Genomic DNA, 15,659 nt, shown 5'->3' on the forward strand with positions numbered 1-15,659 from the left:
GGATAATTTTAACCTTGGTTAAAATCGTATTACTTACCGGAAATTCTTTTTCTTATTCTGCTCAAAGATGGTCCCTGAATACCTAAATAAGAAGAAAGATGGTACAACGGAACATTATTAAAAATATCGGGATGCTGTTTTATGAGGTCTAAATATCGTTCTTCAGGAGATTTTAAAATAAATCCTTCAATTCTCGACATGGTAACATTAAATGCTTCCTGCGCCAACAACCTCCCGAATTTCTCCCATCGGTGCGACTGATGATACAACGCCAGCAAATCTGTATATCGGATATAAATAATCGAAGCATCCGTAAGAGCCTGCGTATGATAATCACAAGGAATCTGATTGATAAAACTTTTAAAAGAAACCACAAAACCATTCGCAGAATATAAGAAAACGTTCTTCTCCTCTCCCGTTTTTTCATCAATGGTATACGAACGGAAAACGCCGTCAACAATAAATCCGAAATACGTACAAACCGTTCCGCGAAGGTTATAAAAATCTCCTTTTTTATAGCTTTTGGGCAACCAGCAATCTTGAGACAACTTGAAATCGTCTTCCGTAAGACCCGCAAAATGATTGAGCGCAAACTCCAGTTTTTCTATTTCATCCATGGTTTTAGTTTTTATTAAATTAAAAATGGTGACTTTGAAAACATCAAGCCACCATCATTTATTATCATTCTTTATTGCCTATTTCTTCGATTTCCAAAGAAGGTTTTTGGCGATTCTCTTTTATAAATTTGTTCTCAAGAAACATGTACACACCACATACTGCAGCAATAGAAATCACCCAGCTTACAAGATTAATTCCTGAAAATGCCATAAAATTAGAATCATCCAAAGAGTCAGGATCAGTAATTCCTTTATAAATACCATAAGAAAAGCCGAACAACAGTTGAGTTCCTAAATAAACTCCAATTGCGAAAAGTCCGTAATGCCACTTCGTTTTTCTGAATTTCTCGGCAAGTCTCGCATAATATCTGTATGCAGCGATCAAAATAAAAATGCCTATCATAATGTTATTAGTTTTTAGTTTTATATAATTTTTCTAATTAATCAAATTCATAGCCCACATCCACCAAATACAACCCATGAGCCGGTGCAGAAGTTCCTGCCGAATTGCGGTGTTTATCTTCAATCACTTTTCGTAAATCTTCAGGCTTTATTTTTCCCGAACCCACTTCTATCATTGTTCCGACAATTGCTCTTACCATATTTCTCAGGAAACGGTTTGCAGAAACGGTAAACTTCAATTCACTTCCGTTTTGCTCCCATTCTGCTTTGTACATTTTGCAGATATTGGTTTTGTTATCGGTTTTTAACTTGGCAAAACTTGTAAAATCATCATATTCAAACAAGATTTTACAGGCTTCATTCATTTTATCAATATCCAGATGCTTTCTCCAGTGTTGCCACGCAGATTCTGTGGTGAAAGGATTTTTTTCTAATGTAATATAATACTCATATGTTCTGAAAGTTGCATCAAAACGGGCATGAAAATCATCCTTCACTTGAAAAATTCTTTTAATTGAAATATCAGGCGGAAGAAAACGGTTTAGTCTATTCGGTAGATGATCATCCAAAACTTTTTCGGTATCAAAATGAGCGAAAATTTTCTTCGCATGAACTCCCGTATCTGTCCTTCCCGCGCCGGTTGTTTTAATTTCTTCTCTTAAAATAGTTGACAGCGCTTTTTCCAGTTCTTCCTGTACGGAAATGGCATCCGGCTGGATCTGATAGCCAAAATAGTTTTTACCGTTGTAAGAAAATTCAATAAAATATCTCAATGTAATAATATAACTCTACAAAAATACTTTAATTTAATAATAATCAGGAATAGAATTTTTAAAATAAATATTGAAAAGTCACTGTTAATAATGAAGTAATTCCTTCTGAAAATTCCTATTTTTGCAAACGTATGAAAAGATGGTACCTCTATCCTTTTTCCCTCGGCTATCATATGGTAACGGGTATCCGAAACACGATGTATGATCTGGGAATTTTTAAATCTACGAAATTCAAAACTCCGATAATCTGTGTCGGAAACCTTTCTGTGGGCGGAAGCGGAAAATCACCGATGGTGATGTATCTTGCGCAGTTTTTGGCAAAACATTACAGAACGGGCGTACTTTCCCGAGGTTACGGAAGATTGTCGAAAGGATATGCTGTAACGAACTATGATAGCAACTACAAAATGGTGGGCGATGAAGCCATGCAATTGTTTGAACGTTTCAAAAATCGTTTTGTGATCGCGGTTTCCGAAGAAAGAGTTCCCGGAGCAAAAAAAGTAATCGAAGATATGGATCTTGATGTTTTGGTCTTGGATGATGCGATGCAGCACAGAGCCATAAAACCGGGATTCAATATTTTGATGACCGATTTTAATGATCCTTATTTTAAAGATCATCTTCTTCCGGCGGGAGATTTAAGAGAATCAAGAGCGGGATCAGGAAGAGCAGATATCATCATGGTGAGCAAATGTCCGGATGAACTGACTGATGAAACCAAACAATATTATGTTTCGAGGATAAGACCGGATCGTACCCAGAAAGTATTCTTTTCATCCATCGGATATGACGAAAATGTCTACGGAAAAGAAAAAATACTTCCCGACAACAACCTGAATTATTACGACATCCTTCTGATTACGGGAATCGCCAATCCGAAACCTTTGTTGGCGCATCTGGCAAAATTCTCGCAGCGCGTTAAGCATTTAAAGTTTAGGGATCATCATAATTTTACGGAAGATGATATTAAAAAAATCATTGCTGAATACAAAAAACTGGGCGAATATAAATTAATCTTAACAACAGAAAAAGATTATGTCCGTTTAAAAAGCTTTGATTATCTTAGAGACATTGTTTACTACTGGCCTATTAATGTGATCATTGATAAAAAGGAAGAATTCAATCAAATCATCTTAGATTATGTTAGAAAATAGCAAGCAGACTGCAGAGTTTATAAAAAACATTATTAAAGAAACACCCGATTTCGCGATCGTTTTAGGATCGGGATTGGGAAAATTACAGGAAGAAGTTGAAGCAATCCACACGTTGGAATATTCTGAAATTCCGAATTTCCCTCAAACTACAGTTGCAGGTCACGGCGGAAAACTGATTTATGGGATTCTGGAAGGCAAAAAAGTACTAATGATGAGCGGTCGTTTTCATTATTATGAAGGTCATTCTATGGAAACCGTCGTTTTTCCGATCAGGGTTTTTCATTTATTAGGAATTAAAAATTTAATTCTTTCCAACGCTTCCGGCGGAATCAACAAAAGCTACAGCATTGCAGATATTGCTATCGTAAAAGATCACATCAACATGATGCCCGAACATCCGCTTCGTGGCAAAAACATTGATGAATTGGGACCTCGTTTCGTTGATATGAGCGAACCTTACAACAAAAAGATGATTTCCGTTGCCGAAAAAGTAGCTTCAGAAAATAATATCAAAATCCATCAGGGGACTTATGTCGCCTTACAAGGACCAACTTTTGAAACTCCCGCAGAATACGGAATGATAAAAGCCATCGGCGGTGATATGGTCGGAATGAGTACCGTTCCCGAAGTTATCGTTGCCAAACATATGGGAATGGATGTTTTCTGTATTTCGATTATTACAGATTTAGGCGGTCCGGATATTGCCCATTCCGTTTCTCACGAAGAAGTTTTGAATGCCGCGAATACAGCGATGCCGAATGTGATTACGGTGGTGAAAGGCTTGGTGAAGAATTACTCTTAAAATTTTACTTTATTTAATCTTTATTTTTTTAAACTTAAAATAATTAATACAACTATCTTTTGTCCCTTTTCTCGTTGAAAATAATATTTGAATTTCAGTTTAATAGAATTCTTCAATCTCATAAATTTTTCCTAATTGATCAAAAATCAACCTCCAATTGTATTTCATTGTTTAGATTTGTATAAAATGAAATTGAAAAAATGAGAAAATTACTATTATTATTTATGATCGGAGTTTTTGGATTAGGTTGTTCACAACAGACTCCAAAAGTTCTTAAAACAAGTTTTTCCAAAGAAGCATTAAGCCAAAAACTGGAAAATGAAGAAGGAAAAAGCATTACTATTCAGCAAATTTTAGATCAGCATAAAGGAAAAGTTTTGGTGATTGATTTTTGGGCAGGTTGGTGCAGAGATTGTCTGAAAGCACTTCCAAAAGCTAAAGAATTAGAAGAAAGCAACAAGAATATTGATTTTGTATTCTTGTCATTAGATCGCTCAAAAGAAGGTTTTGATAAAAGTCTGGAAAAATTCGAAATGAAAGACAAAGAAAATTATTGGTTCGCTTCCGGTTGGAAAAATGACTTCAATAATTATGTTGACCTTAACTGGATTCCAAGATATATGGTGATCGATCAAAAATCTACCATTGCAAAATATTATGCTATTTCACCGGAAGATCCTGAAATTCAAACAACAATTGATAAACTTTTGAATTAATTTTTTACTGCAAAGTAAAACAATGTTCATTTTTAATCTTATAAATCTTTGTCTATCCTTGCGATTAAAATAATTAAAGACAAAACAAAATAATTAAAAATACAAGAATCCATATCTTTGTGATATGGATTTTCCTTTTCCCATCCGCAAAATAATTCATGTTGATATGGATGCATTTTATGCTTCCGTAGAGCAGCATGACAATCCTGCATTGCGAGGAAAAGCCCTTGCTGTCGGTGGCGGACATCGTGGTGTGGTTTCCGCAGCAAGTTATGAAGCCCGAAAATTCGGTGTCCGTTCTGCGATGCCCAGTAAAACAGCCAAAGAAAAATGTCCGCATCTGATTTTTGTTCCGCCTCGATTTGCGCGTTATAAAGAGATTTCAAGAAAAATTCGGGAGATTTTCCATGAGTATACCGATTTGGTAGAGCCACTTTCTCTGGACGAAGCCTATCTTGATGTCACTGAAAATAAAAAAGGAATAGAATCTGCCAATCAGATCGCCAAAGAAATTCGACAAAAGATCTTTGATGAAACGGGATTAACCGCTTCTGCAGGAATTTCCGTGAATAAATTTCTAGCAAAAGTAGCTTCCGACATCAATAAACCGAACGGACAAAAAACCATTCATCCAGATAAAATAGAAGGATTTTTGGAAGAACTTCCTGTCGAAAAATTTTATGGAGTAGGAAAAGTTACGGCTAATAAAATGTTTAGCTTAGGTATTTTTAAAGGAAAAGACTTAAAGAAAAGATCGATGCAAGACCTTACGATAATGTTCGGGAAATCCGGAGCTTATTATTACAATGTCGTTCGCGGAATTCATACTTCTGAAGTAAAACCTCATCGGATTCAGAAGAGTGTTGCCGTGGAAAGAACTTTCTTTGAAGACCTTTTTGACCAACAGCAAATCAATGAAAAACTCGAAAGTTTAAGTGAAGAAACTTCACAACCGTTTGCAGAAAAATAATATTCTCGGAAAATCTTTAACCTTAAAAATTAAATATAAAGATTTCTCACTTTTCACAAGAAGTATCACCAAAGAAGAATATTTTTCATCAGCTGAGCAATATTTTAAAACCGGAAAAAAATTGTGGGAACTTCGCCCGTTCGACAAACCGGTTCGTTTGTTAGGATTATCACTCTCTCATCTTAATACAGAAGAAAAAAAACTGGTTTCTGTTCAACTAAAAATACCGTTTAAAGAATTTGAAGATCAATAGTTGAAATTTTTCACTACATTGTAGTAACCAAATTTTCAATTTATGAATGAAACGATGATTCAGTTTTTCCACTGGTATTCGGAAGGAGACGGAAAACTATGGAAGGAAGCCGAAAAACAGGCAAAATATTTATCAGAGTTAGGAATCACATCCGTTTGGCTTCCTCCCGCTTATAAAGGAACAAGCGGAGGATATTCTATTGGCTATGACGCTTATGATCTATTTGATCTAGGGGAATTCGATCAAAAAGGAAGCATTCCCACGAAATACGGAACCAAAGACGATTACACAAAAGCTATAAAAGCTTTAAAAAAGGAAAATATTCAGGTCATTGTGGATATTGTGTTAGGACATAAAGCCGGTGGTGACGAACTGGAAACTTTTAAAGCTGTAAAAGTAGACGAAAATAACAGAGAAAAAGTAATTTCCGGAGAGATTGAAATTCAGTCCTATACAAAATTTACGTTTCCGGGCAGAGGAAAAAAATATTCTGATTTTGAATGGAATTTCAACTGTTTCAGCGGTGTAGATTATGCAGAAGGTATGGATTCTAATATTTTTAAAATTAAAAATGAATATGGAACCGACTGGGAAGAAATGATCGATGATGAAAAAGGAAACTACGATTATCTGATGTATAATGACATTGAGCATCGTAATCCTTTCGTGCGTGAAGAACTCAATACTTGGGCAAAATGGTATTTTGATCAGACCGATTTTGATGGCGTAAGACTTGATGCTTTAAAACATATTTCATTTGATTTTTATAAAGAATGGATTACCCTACTCCGCTCCAATTCAGGGAAAAACATTTTCGCTGTCGGAGAATATTGGGCTCCCGGATATTTGAATTTACTCCAAAAATACATTGAGGTTACGGAAGGTTGCATGAGTCTGTTTGACAGCTCATTACAAAATAATTTTCACACCGCTTCCAACGAAGGAGATTCTTATGATCTAAGCAAAATATTAGACGGAAGTCTTACTCAGGCAGATCCGCTTCATTCTGTAAGCTTGGTGGATAATCACGATACACAGCCTTTGCAGGATTTGGAAGCGCCGGTTGAAGAATGGTTCAAACCTCTTGCTTACGCTTTGATTTTACTCAGAAAAGATGGTTATCCATGTGTTTTTTATCCCGATTTGTATGGATCTCATTATATTGATAAAGATAAAGAAGGAAACGATCAGGAAATATTTCTGAATAAAGTTAACGGAATTGAAGAACTCCTAAAAGCGAGAAAAGATCACGCTTACGGCGAACAAAAAGATTATTTTGAAGACTCCAATTGTCTTGGCTGGACTCGTGAAGGCGATGATGAACATTCGGGTTGTGCCGTAGTTTTAAGCAATAAAGATTTTTACGAAAAACCTATGGAAATGGGCGAAAAATATATCGGCAACGTATTTTATGATCTGCTTGGAAGAAGCGAAGAAAAAGTAACCATTGATGAAAAAGGATGGGGAAATTTCCCTGTTCCTGTAGGAAATGTGAGTGTTTGGATTGTTGAGTAACTTTTTTTAGCTGGAAGATGGATGCTAGAAGCTGGAAGATATACACCAAACCGCAAAGTTTGTCATTTTGTGTTCAAAAAATCAAAACTAAATTTTTCGGAGTTCCAGAATTTCGGGTCTTTCAGAATGGTCTGAAATTTTTCCGGTTCTGGCAAATTCTGCCCAAAGTGAACGCAGTTTTTTACCATTTTCCTGAATATATTCCCACGGAACATCTTTCAACAATTCTGAGGATTTCCAAGCTTCTTTATTTTCAAAAATCAAAGGAAGATCAACACAATGGGAAGCTCCGATGTAATTGTTTTTTAAGGTCGAATGAATTTTAAACTGATAGATATTCCCACCACCTTCAGCATAATTTTGAGCAAAAATATGAGTCGGTTTTCCGTAGATGAATTCTGTTGTCTCACGAACGATTTTATCAAGAATCTTGTGATGTAAATAAGTGTAAATTCCTTTCTCGGCAGTTTTTACGTAAAAAGCGGTTTCATCATTATTAAAACCGATCAACACGTCATATTTTTTGGAATTTTCTTTCCATTTCGGAAGACTTTCTTCCTCTTTGCATAAAGGCGGATAACCATATTGTGTACAAAAAGGCATGGATGTTTTTAAACCATATTTTCTAAAAGAAGGTAAAAAATTCACATAGCTTTCGACCATTTTTAGAGGATCAATCTCATCTTTTAAAGATTCTGTTTTCCTGAAAAATTCTGAAGACATTTTATCTCTCTTATGGCGAAAACCCAAAGGCGCACTCTGAATAATTACTCTTTGAAACAAATTTTCTACGCCTTCAGAAATCATCAGATGAGCAATGGCATCGCCTCCGGAAGACTGTCCGAAAAGTGTAATATTTCCATCATTTCCGCCAAAACTCTGAATATTTTTCTTAATCCATTTTAGAGCCTCAATAATATCAAATAATCCAAGATTGGCAGGTCTTTCTTCACTTCCTCCTAAAAAACCAAAAAGGCCTAATCTATAGGTGATTGCAACAACAATAATATTCTGCTCTTTTATCCAAATTGTAGGATCGGAAGTCGGAAGATCGCCACAACCAACTTCATACGAACCCCCATGAATCCAGACAATAACGGGAAGTTTTTCATTTTCATTGATATTTTCGGGACGGGTAATTGTTAAGAATTGAGGTGATTCATTCGCTTCAAATTTGTTAAGATCTGTTTTTTCAATTAATCTTTCCAAAAGCGGACTGATGTGTTGCGGACAAACGGGAGTTTTGTCAAAAATCTCCTCTGATTCCGCAGACTGTAAAGAAACGGGCATTTTAAATCTTTCAGAACGGGCATAGCGAATGCTTTTAGCCTTGATCACTCCATTTTCTTTCAATGCTAAAATCTTTCCAAAAGGTGTTTGAAAAGTATGTGTTCCTATATTTTGTCGTGTTGTCATCCAAAACAGAATAAATGTTCACTTAAATTTAATGAATTTTGAATTTATTAAACACAAATACCACGAATTTTTGCACAAATTTTCACTAATAAATTCATTTGTGTCATTCGTGAAAATATTTGTGAAAATTTGTGTTTTAAAGTTTTTAGCTTAAATTTTTATATTCGCTTGGAGAAACGCCAACTTTCGTTTTGAAAAGACGTGTAAAATGCTGTGGATATTTAAATCCTAGATCATAAGAAATTTCACTGATGGATTTTGCAGGATCAAAAATCTGATCTTTTGCGACATCAATCAATTTATTGTGGATAAATTCCTGAGCAGAAATTCCCAGTTCTTTTTTCATCAGATCACCGAAATAGTTCGCCGAAAGATTTAGTTGTTCCGCAAAATAGTTAACCATCGGTAAACCAATATTTTTAGGCTTATCAGATTTTAAATAATCATCCAATAAACTTTCAAACTTACCGATAAACCCTTGATTTACATGATCTCTTGTAATAAACTGACGGTCATAAAAACGCATACAATAATTCAAAAACAGCTCAATATTATTGACTATTAATGATTTACTATGTTTATCAATTGCCTGTCCGAGCTCATGTTTGATATTTTTAAAACATTCCAAAATAATTTCTCTTTCCTTTTCTGAAAGATGCAATGCTTCATGAACCTCGTAAGAGAAGAAATTATAATCTTTCATATTCTTCCCAAGATTTGTTCCTTTCAATAAATCCGGATGAAAAATTAAGGCAAAACCTGCAGGCTGGATAAATCTATCTTTATTGTAAATTCCATACGTTTGTCCGGGTGCGATGAAAACCAACGTCCCTTCCTGATAATCGTAGCTGTGTTTTCCATACTGCATATCTCCACACATGATGTCTTTCAAAAAAACGGTATAAAAACCAAATGTTCTCAAATGCTGACAAATAGGATCTGATTTAGAAAAATCAATCACACTTACCAGCGGATGCAGGGTTTCCTGATTCGCCATTTTATTGTATTCTGAGACACTGTTGTAGATTTCAACCTCCTGATTTTCCATGAAGTATATTTTTATTAATGTCAAAATTACCACTTTCCGGGCGTACATTTTACAGTGTCGGTAAAATTGGTAAATCTTTCCGTAATTTGTATAAGCTGAGTTCATGTAAAAGTTTGGACTTTTGTAATCGTTATGGAAACATTTAATCAAAACATTTTTCCAAAAGGAGAAAAAGCACCCTCAGAATATTTCTCCGGCGGAACAGCTTGGGTAAAAATATTAAAACCCAATGAAGATGAACTTCACTGCCAAATCGGGAACGTTATTTTCGAGCCCAAATGCAGAAATAACTGGCATACTCACGATGGCGGACAAATTTTAATTGTAACTTCAGGAACGGGATTTTATCAGGAGAAAGGTAAACCGGCTCAAGTTTTAAAAGAAGGAGACGTGGTAAATATTTTACCCAATGTCATTCATTGGCACGGTGCAGGTCCGGAAAGTGAATTTACGCATATTGCCATTAATCCAAATACACAAAATGGCGTTGTTAATTGGCTGGAACCTGTTACAGACGAAGAATACAACAATTTATAAACTAAACTTAAATTAAAAAATAAATGAGCACACTCACAGTAAAAGCTTACGGAGCAGAGTCTAAAACTGCGGATTTAGCGGAAATTAATATTAACAGAAGAGAAGTAACAACAAAAGATGTAGAAATTGAAATTCTATATTGCGGTGTTTGCCACTCAGATCTTCACACAGCGAGAAACGACTGGGGCGGATCTTTATATCCTGTCGTTCCGGGGCACGAAATCGTGGGAAGAATTACCAATGTAGGAAGCGATGTTACTAAATTTAAAGTTGGAGACTTGGCTGCAGTAGGCTGTATGGTAGATTCTTGCGGACATTGCGACAGTTGTAAGCAAGACTTAGAGCAATATTGTCAAAACGGTTTCACAGGAACTTACAACGGAAAAGACAAGCATTTGGGAGGTCACACTTTCGGTGGATATTCTGAAAAAGTGGTTGTTGATGAACATTTTGTTCTTAGTGTTCCTGAAAACTTAGATTTAGCGGCAGTTGCACCACTTCTTTGTGCGGGTATCACGACTTGGTCACCTTTGAGACACTGGAATGTTGGTCCGAATTCTAAAGTTGCGGTTGTAGGTTTAGGAGGTTTGGGACATATGGCAATTAAACTGGCAAAAGGTTTGGGAGCTGATGTCACTTTATTCTCCAGAACTCCGGGGAAAACCGAAGATGCAAAAAAATTGGGTGCAGATCATGTAGTAATTTCTACTGAACAAGACCAAATGGATGCTGTAAAAGGGAAGTTCGACGTTATTATCGACACTGTTCCTTACGAACATGATATCAATCCTTATTTGCAGACGGTTAGCTTGAACGGAACTTTGGTTTTGGTAGGATTTGTAGGTGAATTTGAAAATGAATCTCCAAGTACAAGACCCATGATTTTCCAACGTCGTTCTGTTGCAGGATCTTTGATCGGAGGTATTGCTGAAACTCAGGAAATGCTTGATTTCTGTGGGAAAAACAATATCGTTTCTGATATTGAATTAATTAAAATTCAGGACATCAACAATGCATATGAAAGAATGCTGAAAAGTGATGTGAAATATCGTTTCGTGATCGATATGAAATCTTTGTAAACTTCGTATATTTTTAACTAAGACTCTTCGATTTCGGAGAGTCTTTTTTTGTTTTTTATCGCAAAGGAATACAAAGATTTTTTTTAATAAATTGTGTTTTAAGATATATAAAGGCATTTCATTTAAGAAAAAAATACAATTTTATTTTAGGTTTTGGCTAGCTTATCTATCTTTTTTAAATGGGTTAAAGCTCATATTGATGTTTTTTATTCTATTTAAATTTTTAAACCTCTTTTTGATTGTTACATTGTTATATTTTCAAATTGTTACATTAATTTCTCATATTTCCCTTCCATATCTTTAAATGCCCATTCTGCCATTGAATGAATAACGGGAATCAATCCTTTTCCACCTTCGCTTAATTCGTAAGTTACATGTGGCGGAACAACAGGTTTTGCCGTTCTTATCACTAATCCGTCGTTTTCTAATTGTTTTAAATGTTGAATTAACATCTTTTCTGTCACTGCCGGAATCGCACGTTTCAATTCGCTGTATCTTTTATCGCCATTCGAAAGATGATATAAAATAATAGGTTTCCAAAATCCACCGATTTTTTCCATAACGTAAGTCACGGGACAAGAATCCAGTGCATATTTTTTATTCTGCTGAATTGTCGAGCTTTCTTTAATTGCTGCCATAATACATACTTTAGGGTAAGTACTTGTATAAAAGTAAGTACAAATATACCTTTGTATCAGGAAATAAAAAAACATTTATAAACAAACAACAAAAAATATTATGAAAATTATCATCACAGGTTCATTAGGAAATGTTGCAAAACCACTTGCTCAACAATTAATTGCTGAAGGACACGATATCACGGTAATTAGCAGTAATGAATCTAAAAAAAATGACATTGAAACTTTAGGTGCAAAAGCGGCAATCGGTTCGATTACAGATTTAGATTTTTTAATGAAGACTTTTGACGGAGCTGATGCAGCATTTTTAATGACCCCTCCGAATATGGGATTTGAAAATGTTGTTGAAAATACAATCAATGCAGGAAAAAATTATGCTGAAGCTATCAAACAGACTGGTGTAAAAAAAGTCGTTATGTTGAGCAGTATCGGTGTTGAATCTCCAATTGAAAATGGACCGATAAAAGGACTTCATTTCATCGAAAAATTCTACAATGAACTGGAGAATACTTCCGTAACATTTTTGAGAGCGGGATATTTTTACATTAATTTCTTTAACGATATTCCTCTAATTAAAAATGCAGGAATTATGGGTGGAAATTATCCTGAAACTGTACAAATTCCATTGGTTCATCCGAAAGATATTGCTAAAGCTGCAGCGGAAGAATTGGTAAAAAATTCTGAAGGTAAAAATGTAAGATATATTGTAAGTGACGTTCGTCGTGTTTCTGATTTAGCTAAATTTTTTGGAAGCGCCATCGGAAAACCCGAACTTCCATGGATTGAGTTTAAAGATGAAGATTCTCTGAATGGAATGCTTCAAGCCGGTCTTCCACAAGAAATTGCAGAATTGTACACGGAAATGGGATTAGGTTTGAGAAAAGGCGTCGTGCAGAAAGATTTTACTGAACATGGCTCTGTTGTTGATGGTGAAGTGAAATTGGAGGAGTTTGCTAATGAATTTGCGGAGAAGTTTAATGCTTAATTTTTTTTGTATTTGATTTTCAATAAAAGATTTCGGCGAGCCTTTGGCTCGCCGAAATCTTTTCAATTATATTTTAGATGGTTTTATCCTATCCTGCTATAAGTCATCCCTTCGGGACTCCCGTTATTTTTTCAACACTTCTTTCAGCACTTTCAATTTACCATCAATAGGCTGATCGATTTTTAATCCTAAAATTTCAGCGACTAAAGGATAAACATTTATATTAGCAAATTCATCAATCACCAGATTATTTTTGAATTCAGGTCCCCAAGCTAAGAAAGTAGCTTTCATTTCCGGAACAATTCTTGGATTGTAACCGTGTTTTCCAACAGAGGTTTTCTTTCCTTTTTCTAAAAATATTTTCGGAGCTTTTGGAAGTAATAAAATTTGTCCGATTCTGTTGTATCGATCATCTTTTGTTCCGAAGTGAAGATATTTCGGTAATTTTTTATCTAAAAAAACTTCGTAATCTTCCGTTTTATTGGCTTTCAATTCTTTATAAGTACTTTTAACATCAGCAGGATTTTTAACATAAACCCTTAGCAAAGTCTGAGAATTATAAATATCAAATTTATCCTTATTTAAAAGCATTGAAGGAATTTCCAATGGATTTCCGCCATCAACTTTTATCATTCCATGATCTGAAACGAAGACAAAGTTTACGTTTTTCAAGCCTAAATCATTTACTTTTTTAGTCAATTCCCCGATTGCATTATCAATCAAATGAACGGCATCTTCCGTTTCTTTTGTATCGGGTCCGAAATGATGTCCACTTCCATCCACTTCCGGGAAATATAATGAAATAAAGTGCGGTCTTTTATCCATCGGTAATTTCAACCAATTGATGACTTTATCTACTTTTTCAGAAGGTGAAAATTTTTCGTGATAAGGATAATAATAAGTAGGTCTCGTTCCTCCTGCATCACTTGCAGAACCGACCCACATTAAGGATGCAGAAACCATTCCCTGTTTTTCAGCCAATCCCCAAAGTGGAATTCCGCCGTACCAGTTTCCGTCTTCGGCATTTGTTCGGTCACTCATTGCGTAATTTTCTTTTCTTTTATAGTCGTAAAAAAAATTATCTATCAAACCGTGATGAGAAGGATACAATCCGGTAATCAAACTCCAGTGATTCGGGAAAGTAATACTCGGATAACTCGGAATCATTGCTTTTGCCTGAACTCCTTCATTTGAAAATTTCAGAAGATTTTCGGTATTGTATTTTTTAGCATAATCATATCGAAAACCATCTGTAGAAATCATAATTACATAAGGTTTTGTCTGTGCTTCAACACTGTTATATCGATTGGGAATCACAATCTGAGTGGTATCCACATTCCCTTTTTGAGCAAAAACCGTTAACGAAAAAATTAACAGTAAGAATTGTAATCCTTGCTTCATTATTTAAAATTTTCAGCAAAGTTACTTCCTGTATTGCTGACATAAAAGTTTTATGGATTAAAAAAAATTTAAATATGATATAATCTGTTCTTTATCTTAAAAAAATAAAATTGATTGTCTTTAATATCTAAAATTATTTTACACGTAAGATTCGCAAAGATTTTTAGACAACTAATCGTTTTTAAGGTAGGCAAAGGCTTTCTACTTAAAAAGAACACAAGTTTTTTCTTTACTTAAATATTTAAGCTGAAAAACTGATATTTAAAAAATAAATCATTATTAATAAACCAAAAAATGCTCATCAATTTGATTTAATGAACATTTTTCGATCATCGTATTCTTCTTAAAACTCAACTGAATTGGTCTCCAATTTATTAATTTTTCTCTGTTTAATGATCTGATAAACAGAACCTGTGATGAAAAGAACAAAAATAACGAGTAAAGTTTTACCAATCAAAGGATCATTAATATCTTTAGCTAAAGGATGCCCAATCGGAATTCTGGTTAATGTTTCATTGACTGTAGGAAGCATTGACAAAAGAAAACTGAAAGCCATCAGAAAATTTTCGAAATAGCGTGCCTTGTTATTTCCACCTTTTTTACTGTGAAGGAAAAATGCAACGGTTACAAGAATCAAAATTAGTAATGAAAGCACATGTCCTGCATTAAAACCACCGTGCTTAGAAATTCCTAATGCTGTAAGTGACGTGATGATTGTAAAATAAAAATAGAGCTTGCCCGTAATATGTTTCAAGTTGATATTACCATATCTGATAAATGATGTTAAAGCTGATACAATGGCAGCAACGCCAATTATTGTATGAAAGATCCCCAAATTTGATAGTCCCATTTTAGTATTTTTTGAATGTGTAGTGTTGAAGTGATTGTTTTGCCAGTTGACATTAAGAGATTAAATGTGCTTCCGAGCTGATTGGTATATTCAATACCTTAGAAATTAAACAATTCTGTTCTGCGGCTTTTGTGATTGCTTCAAACTCATCCGCATTGATCCCAGAAACGGAACCTGTAATCGAAAGATGCACAGAAGTGATGCTAAAACCTTCCATTGTTACGGTAGCTTCAGTGTCGAGAGAATCAGGATTGAGTCCTTTTTCCGTGATAGCCAGACTCACTGCCATTGTAAAACAACCTGCATGTGCAGCCGCAAGCAGTTCCTCCGGATTTGTACCTGTTGTATCTCCTTCAAAACGGGTTTTGAAGCTGTAATTTGTTTTGTCTAAAATTTTACTTTGTGTAGTAAGTTCGCCTTTCCCTTCTTTTAGGTTACCCGACCAATGTGCTTTTGCTGTACGTTTTATATTTTCTGTTTTAAAATTGAATGTCATTATTGAC

At 34.9% G+C, this 15,659-nt stretch carries 16 protein-coding genes and 1 pseudogene; 8 read left to right on the forward strand and 9 right to left on the reverse strand.

Annotated elements, in window-relative coordinates; genetic code table 11:
- Positions 1-29: 29 nt before the first annotated feature.
- The 3 genes from J3D55_RS20920 to truA form a co-directional block, all read right to left on the reverse strand.
- Positions 30-617, reverse strand: coding sequence for a Crp/Fnr family transcriptional regulator (locus J3D55_RS20920; RefSeq protein WP_259134391.1), 588 nt, complete (start codon positions 615-617; stop codon positions 30-32).
- A 64-nt stretch (positions 618-681) separates the two neighbouring features.
- Positions 682-1,020 (reverse strand): hypothetical protein, encoded by a 339-nt coding sequence (locus J3D55_RS20925; RefSeq protein ID WP_259134394.1) that lies wholly within the window; start codon positions 1,018-1,020, stop codon positions 682-684.
- A 37-nt stretch (positions 1,021-1,057) separates the two neighbouring features.
- The gene (truA, locus tag J3D55_RS20930) at positions 1,058-1,792 is read right to left on the reverse strand and encodes a tRNA pseudouridine(38-40) synthase TruA (RefSeq protein WP_259134397.1); all 735 of its coding nucleotides are present in this window, start codon (positions 1,790-1,792) and stop codon (positions 1,058-1,060) included.
- 131 nt (positions 1,793-1,923) lie between these two features.
- Here truA and lpxK point away from each other — a divergent pair, with 131 nt between their 5' ends.
- The 5 genes and pseudogenes from lpxK (at position 1,924) to J3D55_RS20955 (ending at position 7,202) form a co-directional block, all read left to right on the forward strand.
- Positions 1,924-2,946, forward strand: coding sequence for a tetraacyldisaccharide 4'-kinase (gene lpxK, locus J3D55_RS20935; RefSeq protein WP_259134406.1), 1,023 nt, complete (start codon positions 1,924-1,926; stop codon positions 2,944-2,946).
- Positions 2,933-3,748, forward strand: a complete 816-nt coding sequence (locus J3D55_RS20940) for a purine-nucleoside phosphorylase (protein ID WP_259134409.1) — start codon at positions 2,933-2,935, stop codon at positions 3,746-3,748. Before lpxK ends, J3D55_RS20940 begins: the two co-directional genes overlap by 14 nt.
- Positions 3,749-3,948: 200 nt before the next feature.
- Entirely contained in the window at positions 3,949-4,464 is a 516-nt protein-coding gene (locus tag J3D55_RS20945; protein ID WP_259134411.1) for a TlpA family protein disulfide reductase, read from the forward strand.
- Positions 4,465-4,588: 124 nt separating this feature from the next.
- Positions 4,589-5,687: pseudogene (gene dinB, locus J3D55_RS20950) on the forward strand (DNA polymerase IV).
- A 42-nt stretch (positions 5,688-5,729) separates the two neighbouring features.
- Positions 5,730-7,202 carry an alpha-amylase gene (locus J3D55_RS20955; protein ID WP_259134415.1) on the forward strand — a complete coding sequence of 491 codons (1,473 nt, stop codon included), beginning with the start codon at positions 5,730-5,732 and terminating at the stop codon, positions 7,200-7,202.
- Between the two features lie 87 nt (positions 7,203-7,289).
- On the opposite strand, the gene J3D55_RS20960 is transcribed toward J3D55_RS20955, so the two are convergent.
- Both J3D55_RS20960 and J3D55_RS20965 read right to left on the reverse strand, forming a co-directional pair.
- Positions 7,290-8,618 (reverse strand): carboxylesterase family protein, encoded by a 1,329-nt coding sequence (locus tag J3D55_RS20960; RefSeq protein ID WP_259134426.1) that lies wholly within the window; start codon positions 8,616-8,618, stop codon positions 7,290-7,292.
- A 145-nt stretch (positions 8,619-8,763) separates the two neighbouring features.
- The gene (locus tag J3D55_RS20965; protein WP_259134428.1) at positions 8,764-9,666 is read right to left on the reverse strand and encodes a helix-turn-helix domain-containing protein; all 903 of its coding nucleotides are present in this window, start codon (positions 9,664-9,666) and stop codon (positions 8,764-8,766) included.
- Positions 9,667-9,798: 132 nt separating this feature from the next.
- Between J3D55_RS20965 and J3D55_RS20970 the strand changes: the two genes are divergently transcribed.
- Both J3D55_RS20970 and J3D55_RS20975 read left to right on the forward strand, forming a co-directional pair.
- The gene (locus J3D55_RS20970; RefSeq protein WP_259134430.1) at positions 9,799-10,203 is read left to right on the forward strand and encodes a cupin domain-containing protein; all 405 of its coding nucleotides are present in this window, start codon (positions 9,799-9,801) and stop codon (positions 10,201-10,203) included.
- Positions 10,204-10,226: 23 nt separating this feature from the next.
- Positions 10,227-11,282, forward strand: a complete 1,056-nt coding sequence (locus tag J3D55_RS20975; protein ID WP_259134432.1) for an NAD(P)-dependent alcohol dehydrogenase — start codon at positions 10,227-10,229, stop codon at positions 11,280-11,282.
- A gap of 266 nt (positions 11,283-11,548) precedes the next feature.
- Here J3D55_RS20975 and J3D55_RS20980 read toward each other — a convergent pair whose 3' ends face one another.
- A complete protein-coding gene (locus J3D55_RS20980) occupies positions 11,549-11,920 on the reverse strand; it encodes a winged helix-turn-helix transcriptional regulator (protein ID WP_259134445.1) in 372 nt (123 codons plus the stop codon).
- A 100-nt stretch (positions 11,921-12,020) separates the two neighbouring features.
- Here J3D55_RS20980 and J3D55_RS20985 point away from each other — a divergent pair, with 100 nt between their 5' ends.
- Positions 12,021-12,905, forward strand: coding sequence for an NmrA family NAD(P)-binding protein (locus J3D55_RS20985; protein WP_259134448.1), 885 nt, complete (start codon positions 12,021-12,023; stop codon positions 12,903-12,905).
- A gap of 123 nt (positions 12,906-13,028) precedes the next feature.
- On the opposite strand, the gene J3D55_RS20990 is transcribed toward J3D55_RS20985, so the two are convergent.
- The 3 genes from J3D55_RS20990 to J3D55_RS21000 all read right to left on the reverse strand — a co-directional run bounded on the left by J3D55_RS20990 (position 13,029) and on the right by J3D55_RS21000 (position 15,652).
- The gene (locus J3D55_RS20990; protein ID WP_259134450.1) at positions 13,029-14,306 is read right to left on the reverse strand and encodes an alkaline phosphatase family protein; all 1,278 of its coding nucleotides are present in this window, start codon (positions 14,304-14,306) and stop codon (positions 13,029-13,031) included.
- A gap of 343 nt (positions 14,307-14,649) precedes the next feature.
- A complete protein-coding gene (locus J3D55_RS20995) occupies positions 14,650-15,156 on the reverse strand; it encodes a hypothetical protein (protein ID WP_259134453.1) in 507 nt (168 codons plus the stop codon).
- 52 nt (positions 15,157-15,208) lie between these two features.
- A complete protein-coding gene (locus J3D55_RS21000; RefSeq protein ID WP_259134455.1) occupies positions 15,209-15,652 on the reverse strand; it encodes an OsmC family protein in 444 nt (147 codons plus the stop codon).
- Between the last annotated feature and the right edge of the window lie 7 nt (positions 15,653-15,659).

Origin of the sequence: Chryseobacterium ginsenosidimutans (assembly GCF_024807225.1) — a bacterium.
Taxonomy (GTDB): Bacteria; Bacteroidota; Bacteroidia; order Flavobacteriales; family Weeksellaceae; genus Chryseobacterium; species Chryseobacterium ginsenosidimutans.

What these genes read in the sequence shown, in the direction of transcription:
- J3D55_RS20920 (WP_259134391.1), bottom strand. Translation starts at nt 617, where the DNA reads ATGGATGAAATAGAAAAACTGGAGTTTGCGCTCAATCATTTTGCGGGT.
- J3D55_RS20925 (WP_259134394.1), bottom strand. Translation starts at nt 1,020, where the DNA reads ATGATAGGCATTTTTATTTTGATCGCTGCATACAGATATTATGCGAGA.
- lpxK (WP_259134406.1), top strand. Translation starts at nt 1,924, where the DNA reads ATGAAAAGATGGTACCTCTATCCTTTTTCCCTCGGCTATCATATGGTA.
- J3D55_RS20940 (WP_259134409.1), top strand. Translation starts at nt 2,933, where the DNA reads ATGTTAGAAAATAGCAAGCAGACTGCAGAGTTTATAAAAAACATTATT.
- J3D55_RS20945 (WP_259134411.1), top strand. Translation starts at nt 3,949, where the DNA reads ATGAGAAAATTACTATTATTATTTATGATCGGAGTTTTTGGATTAGGT.
- J3D55_RS20955 (WP_259134415.1), top strand. Translation starts at nt 5,730, where the DNA reads ATGAATGAAACGATGATTCAGTTTTTCCACTGGTATTCGGAAGGAGAC.
- J3D55_RS20960 (WP_259134426.1), bottom strand. Translation starts at nt 8,618, where the DNA reads ATGACAACACGACAAAATATAGGAACACATACTTTTCAAACACCTTTT.
- J3D55_RS20965 (WP_259134428.1), bottom strand. Translation starts at nt 9,666, where the DNA reads ATGGAAAATCAGGAGGTTGAAATCTACAACAGTGTCTCAGAATACAAT.
- J3D55_RS20970 (WP_259134430.1), top strand. Translation starts at nt 9,799, where the DNA reads ATGGAAACATTTAATCAAAACATTTTTCCAAAAGGAGAAAAAGCACCC.
- J3D55_RS20975 (WP_259134432.1), top strand. Translation starts at nt 10,227, where the DNA reads ATGAGCACACTCACAGTAAAAGCTTACGGAGCAGAGTCTAAAACTGCG.
- J3D55_RS20980 (WP_259134445.1), bottom strand. Translation starts at nt 11,920, where the DNA reads ATGGCAGCAATTAAAGAAAGCTCGACAATTCAGCAGAATAAAAAATAT.
- J3D55_RS20985 (WP_259134448.1), top strand. Translation starts at nt 12,021, where the DNA reads ATGAAAATTATCATCACAGGTTCATTAGGAAATGTTGCAAAACCACTT.
- J3D55_RS20990 (WP_259134450.1), bottom strand. Translation starts at nt 14,306, where the DNA reads ATGAAGCAAGGATTACAATTCTTACTGTTAATTTTTTCGTTAACGGTT.
- J3D55_RS20995 (WP_259134453.1), bottom strand. Translation starts at nt 15,156, where the DNA reads ATGGGACTATCAAATTTGGGGATCTTTCATACAATAATTGGCGTTGCT.
- J3D55_RS21000 (WP_259134455.1), bottom strand. Translation starts at nt 15,652, where the DNA reads ATGACATTCAATTTTAAAACAGAAAATATAAAACGTACAGCAAAAGCA.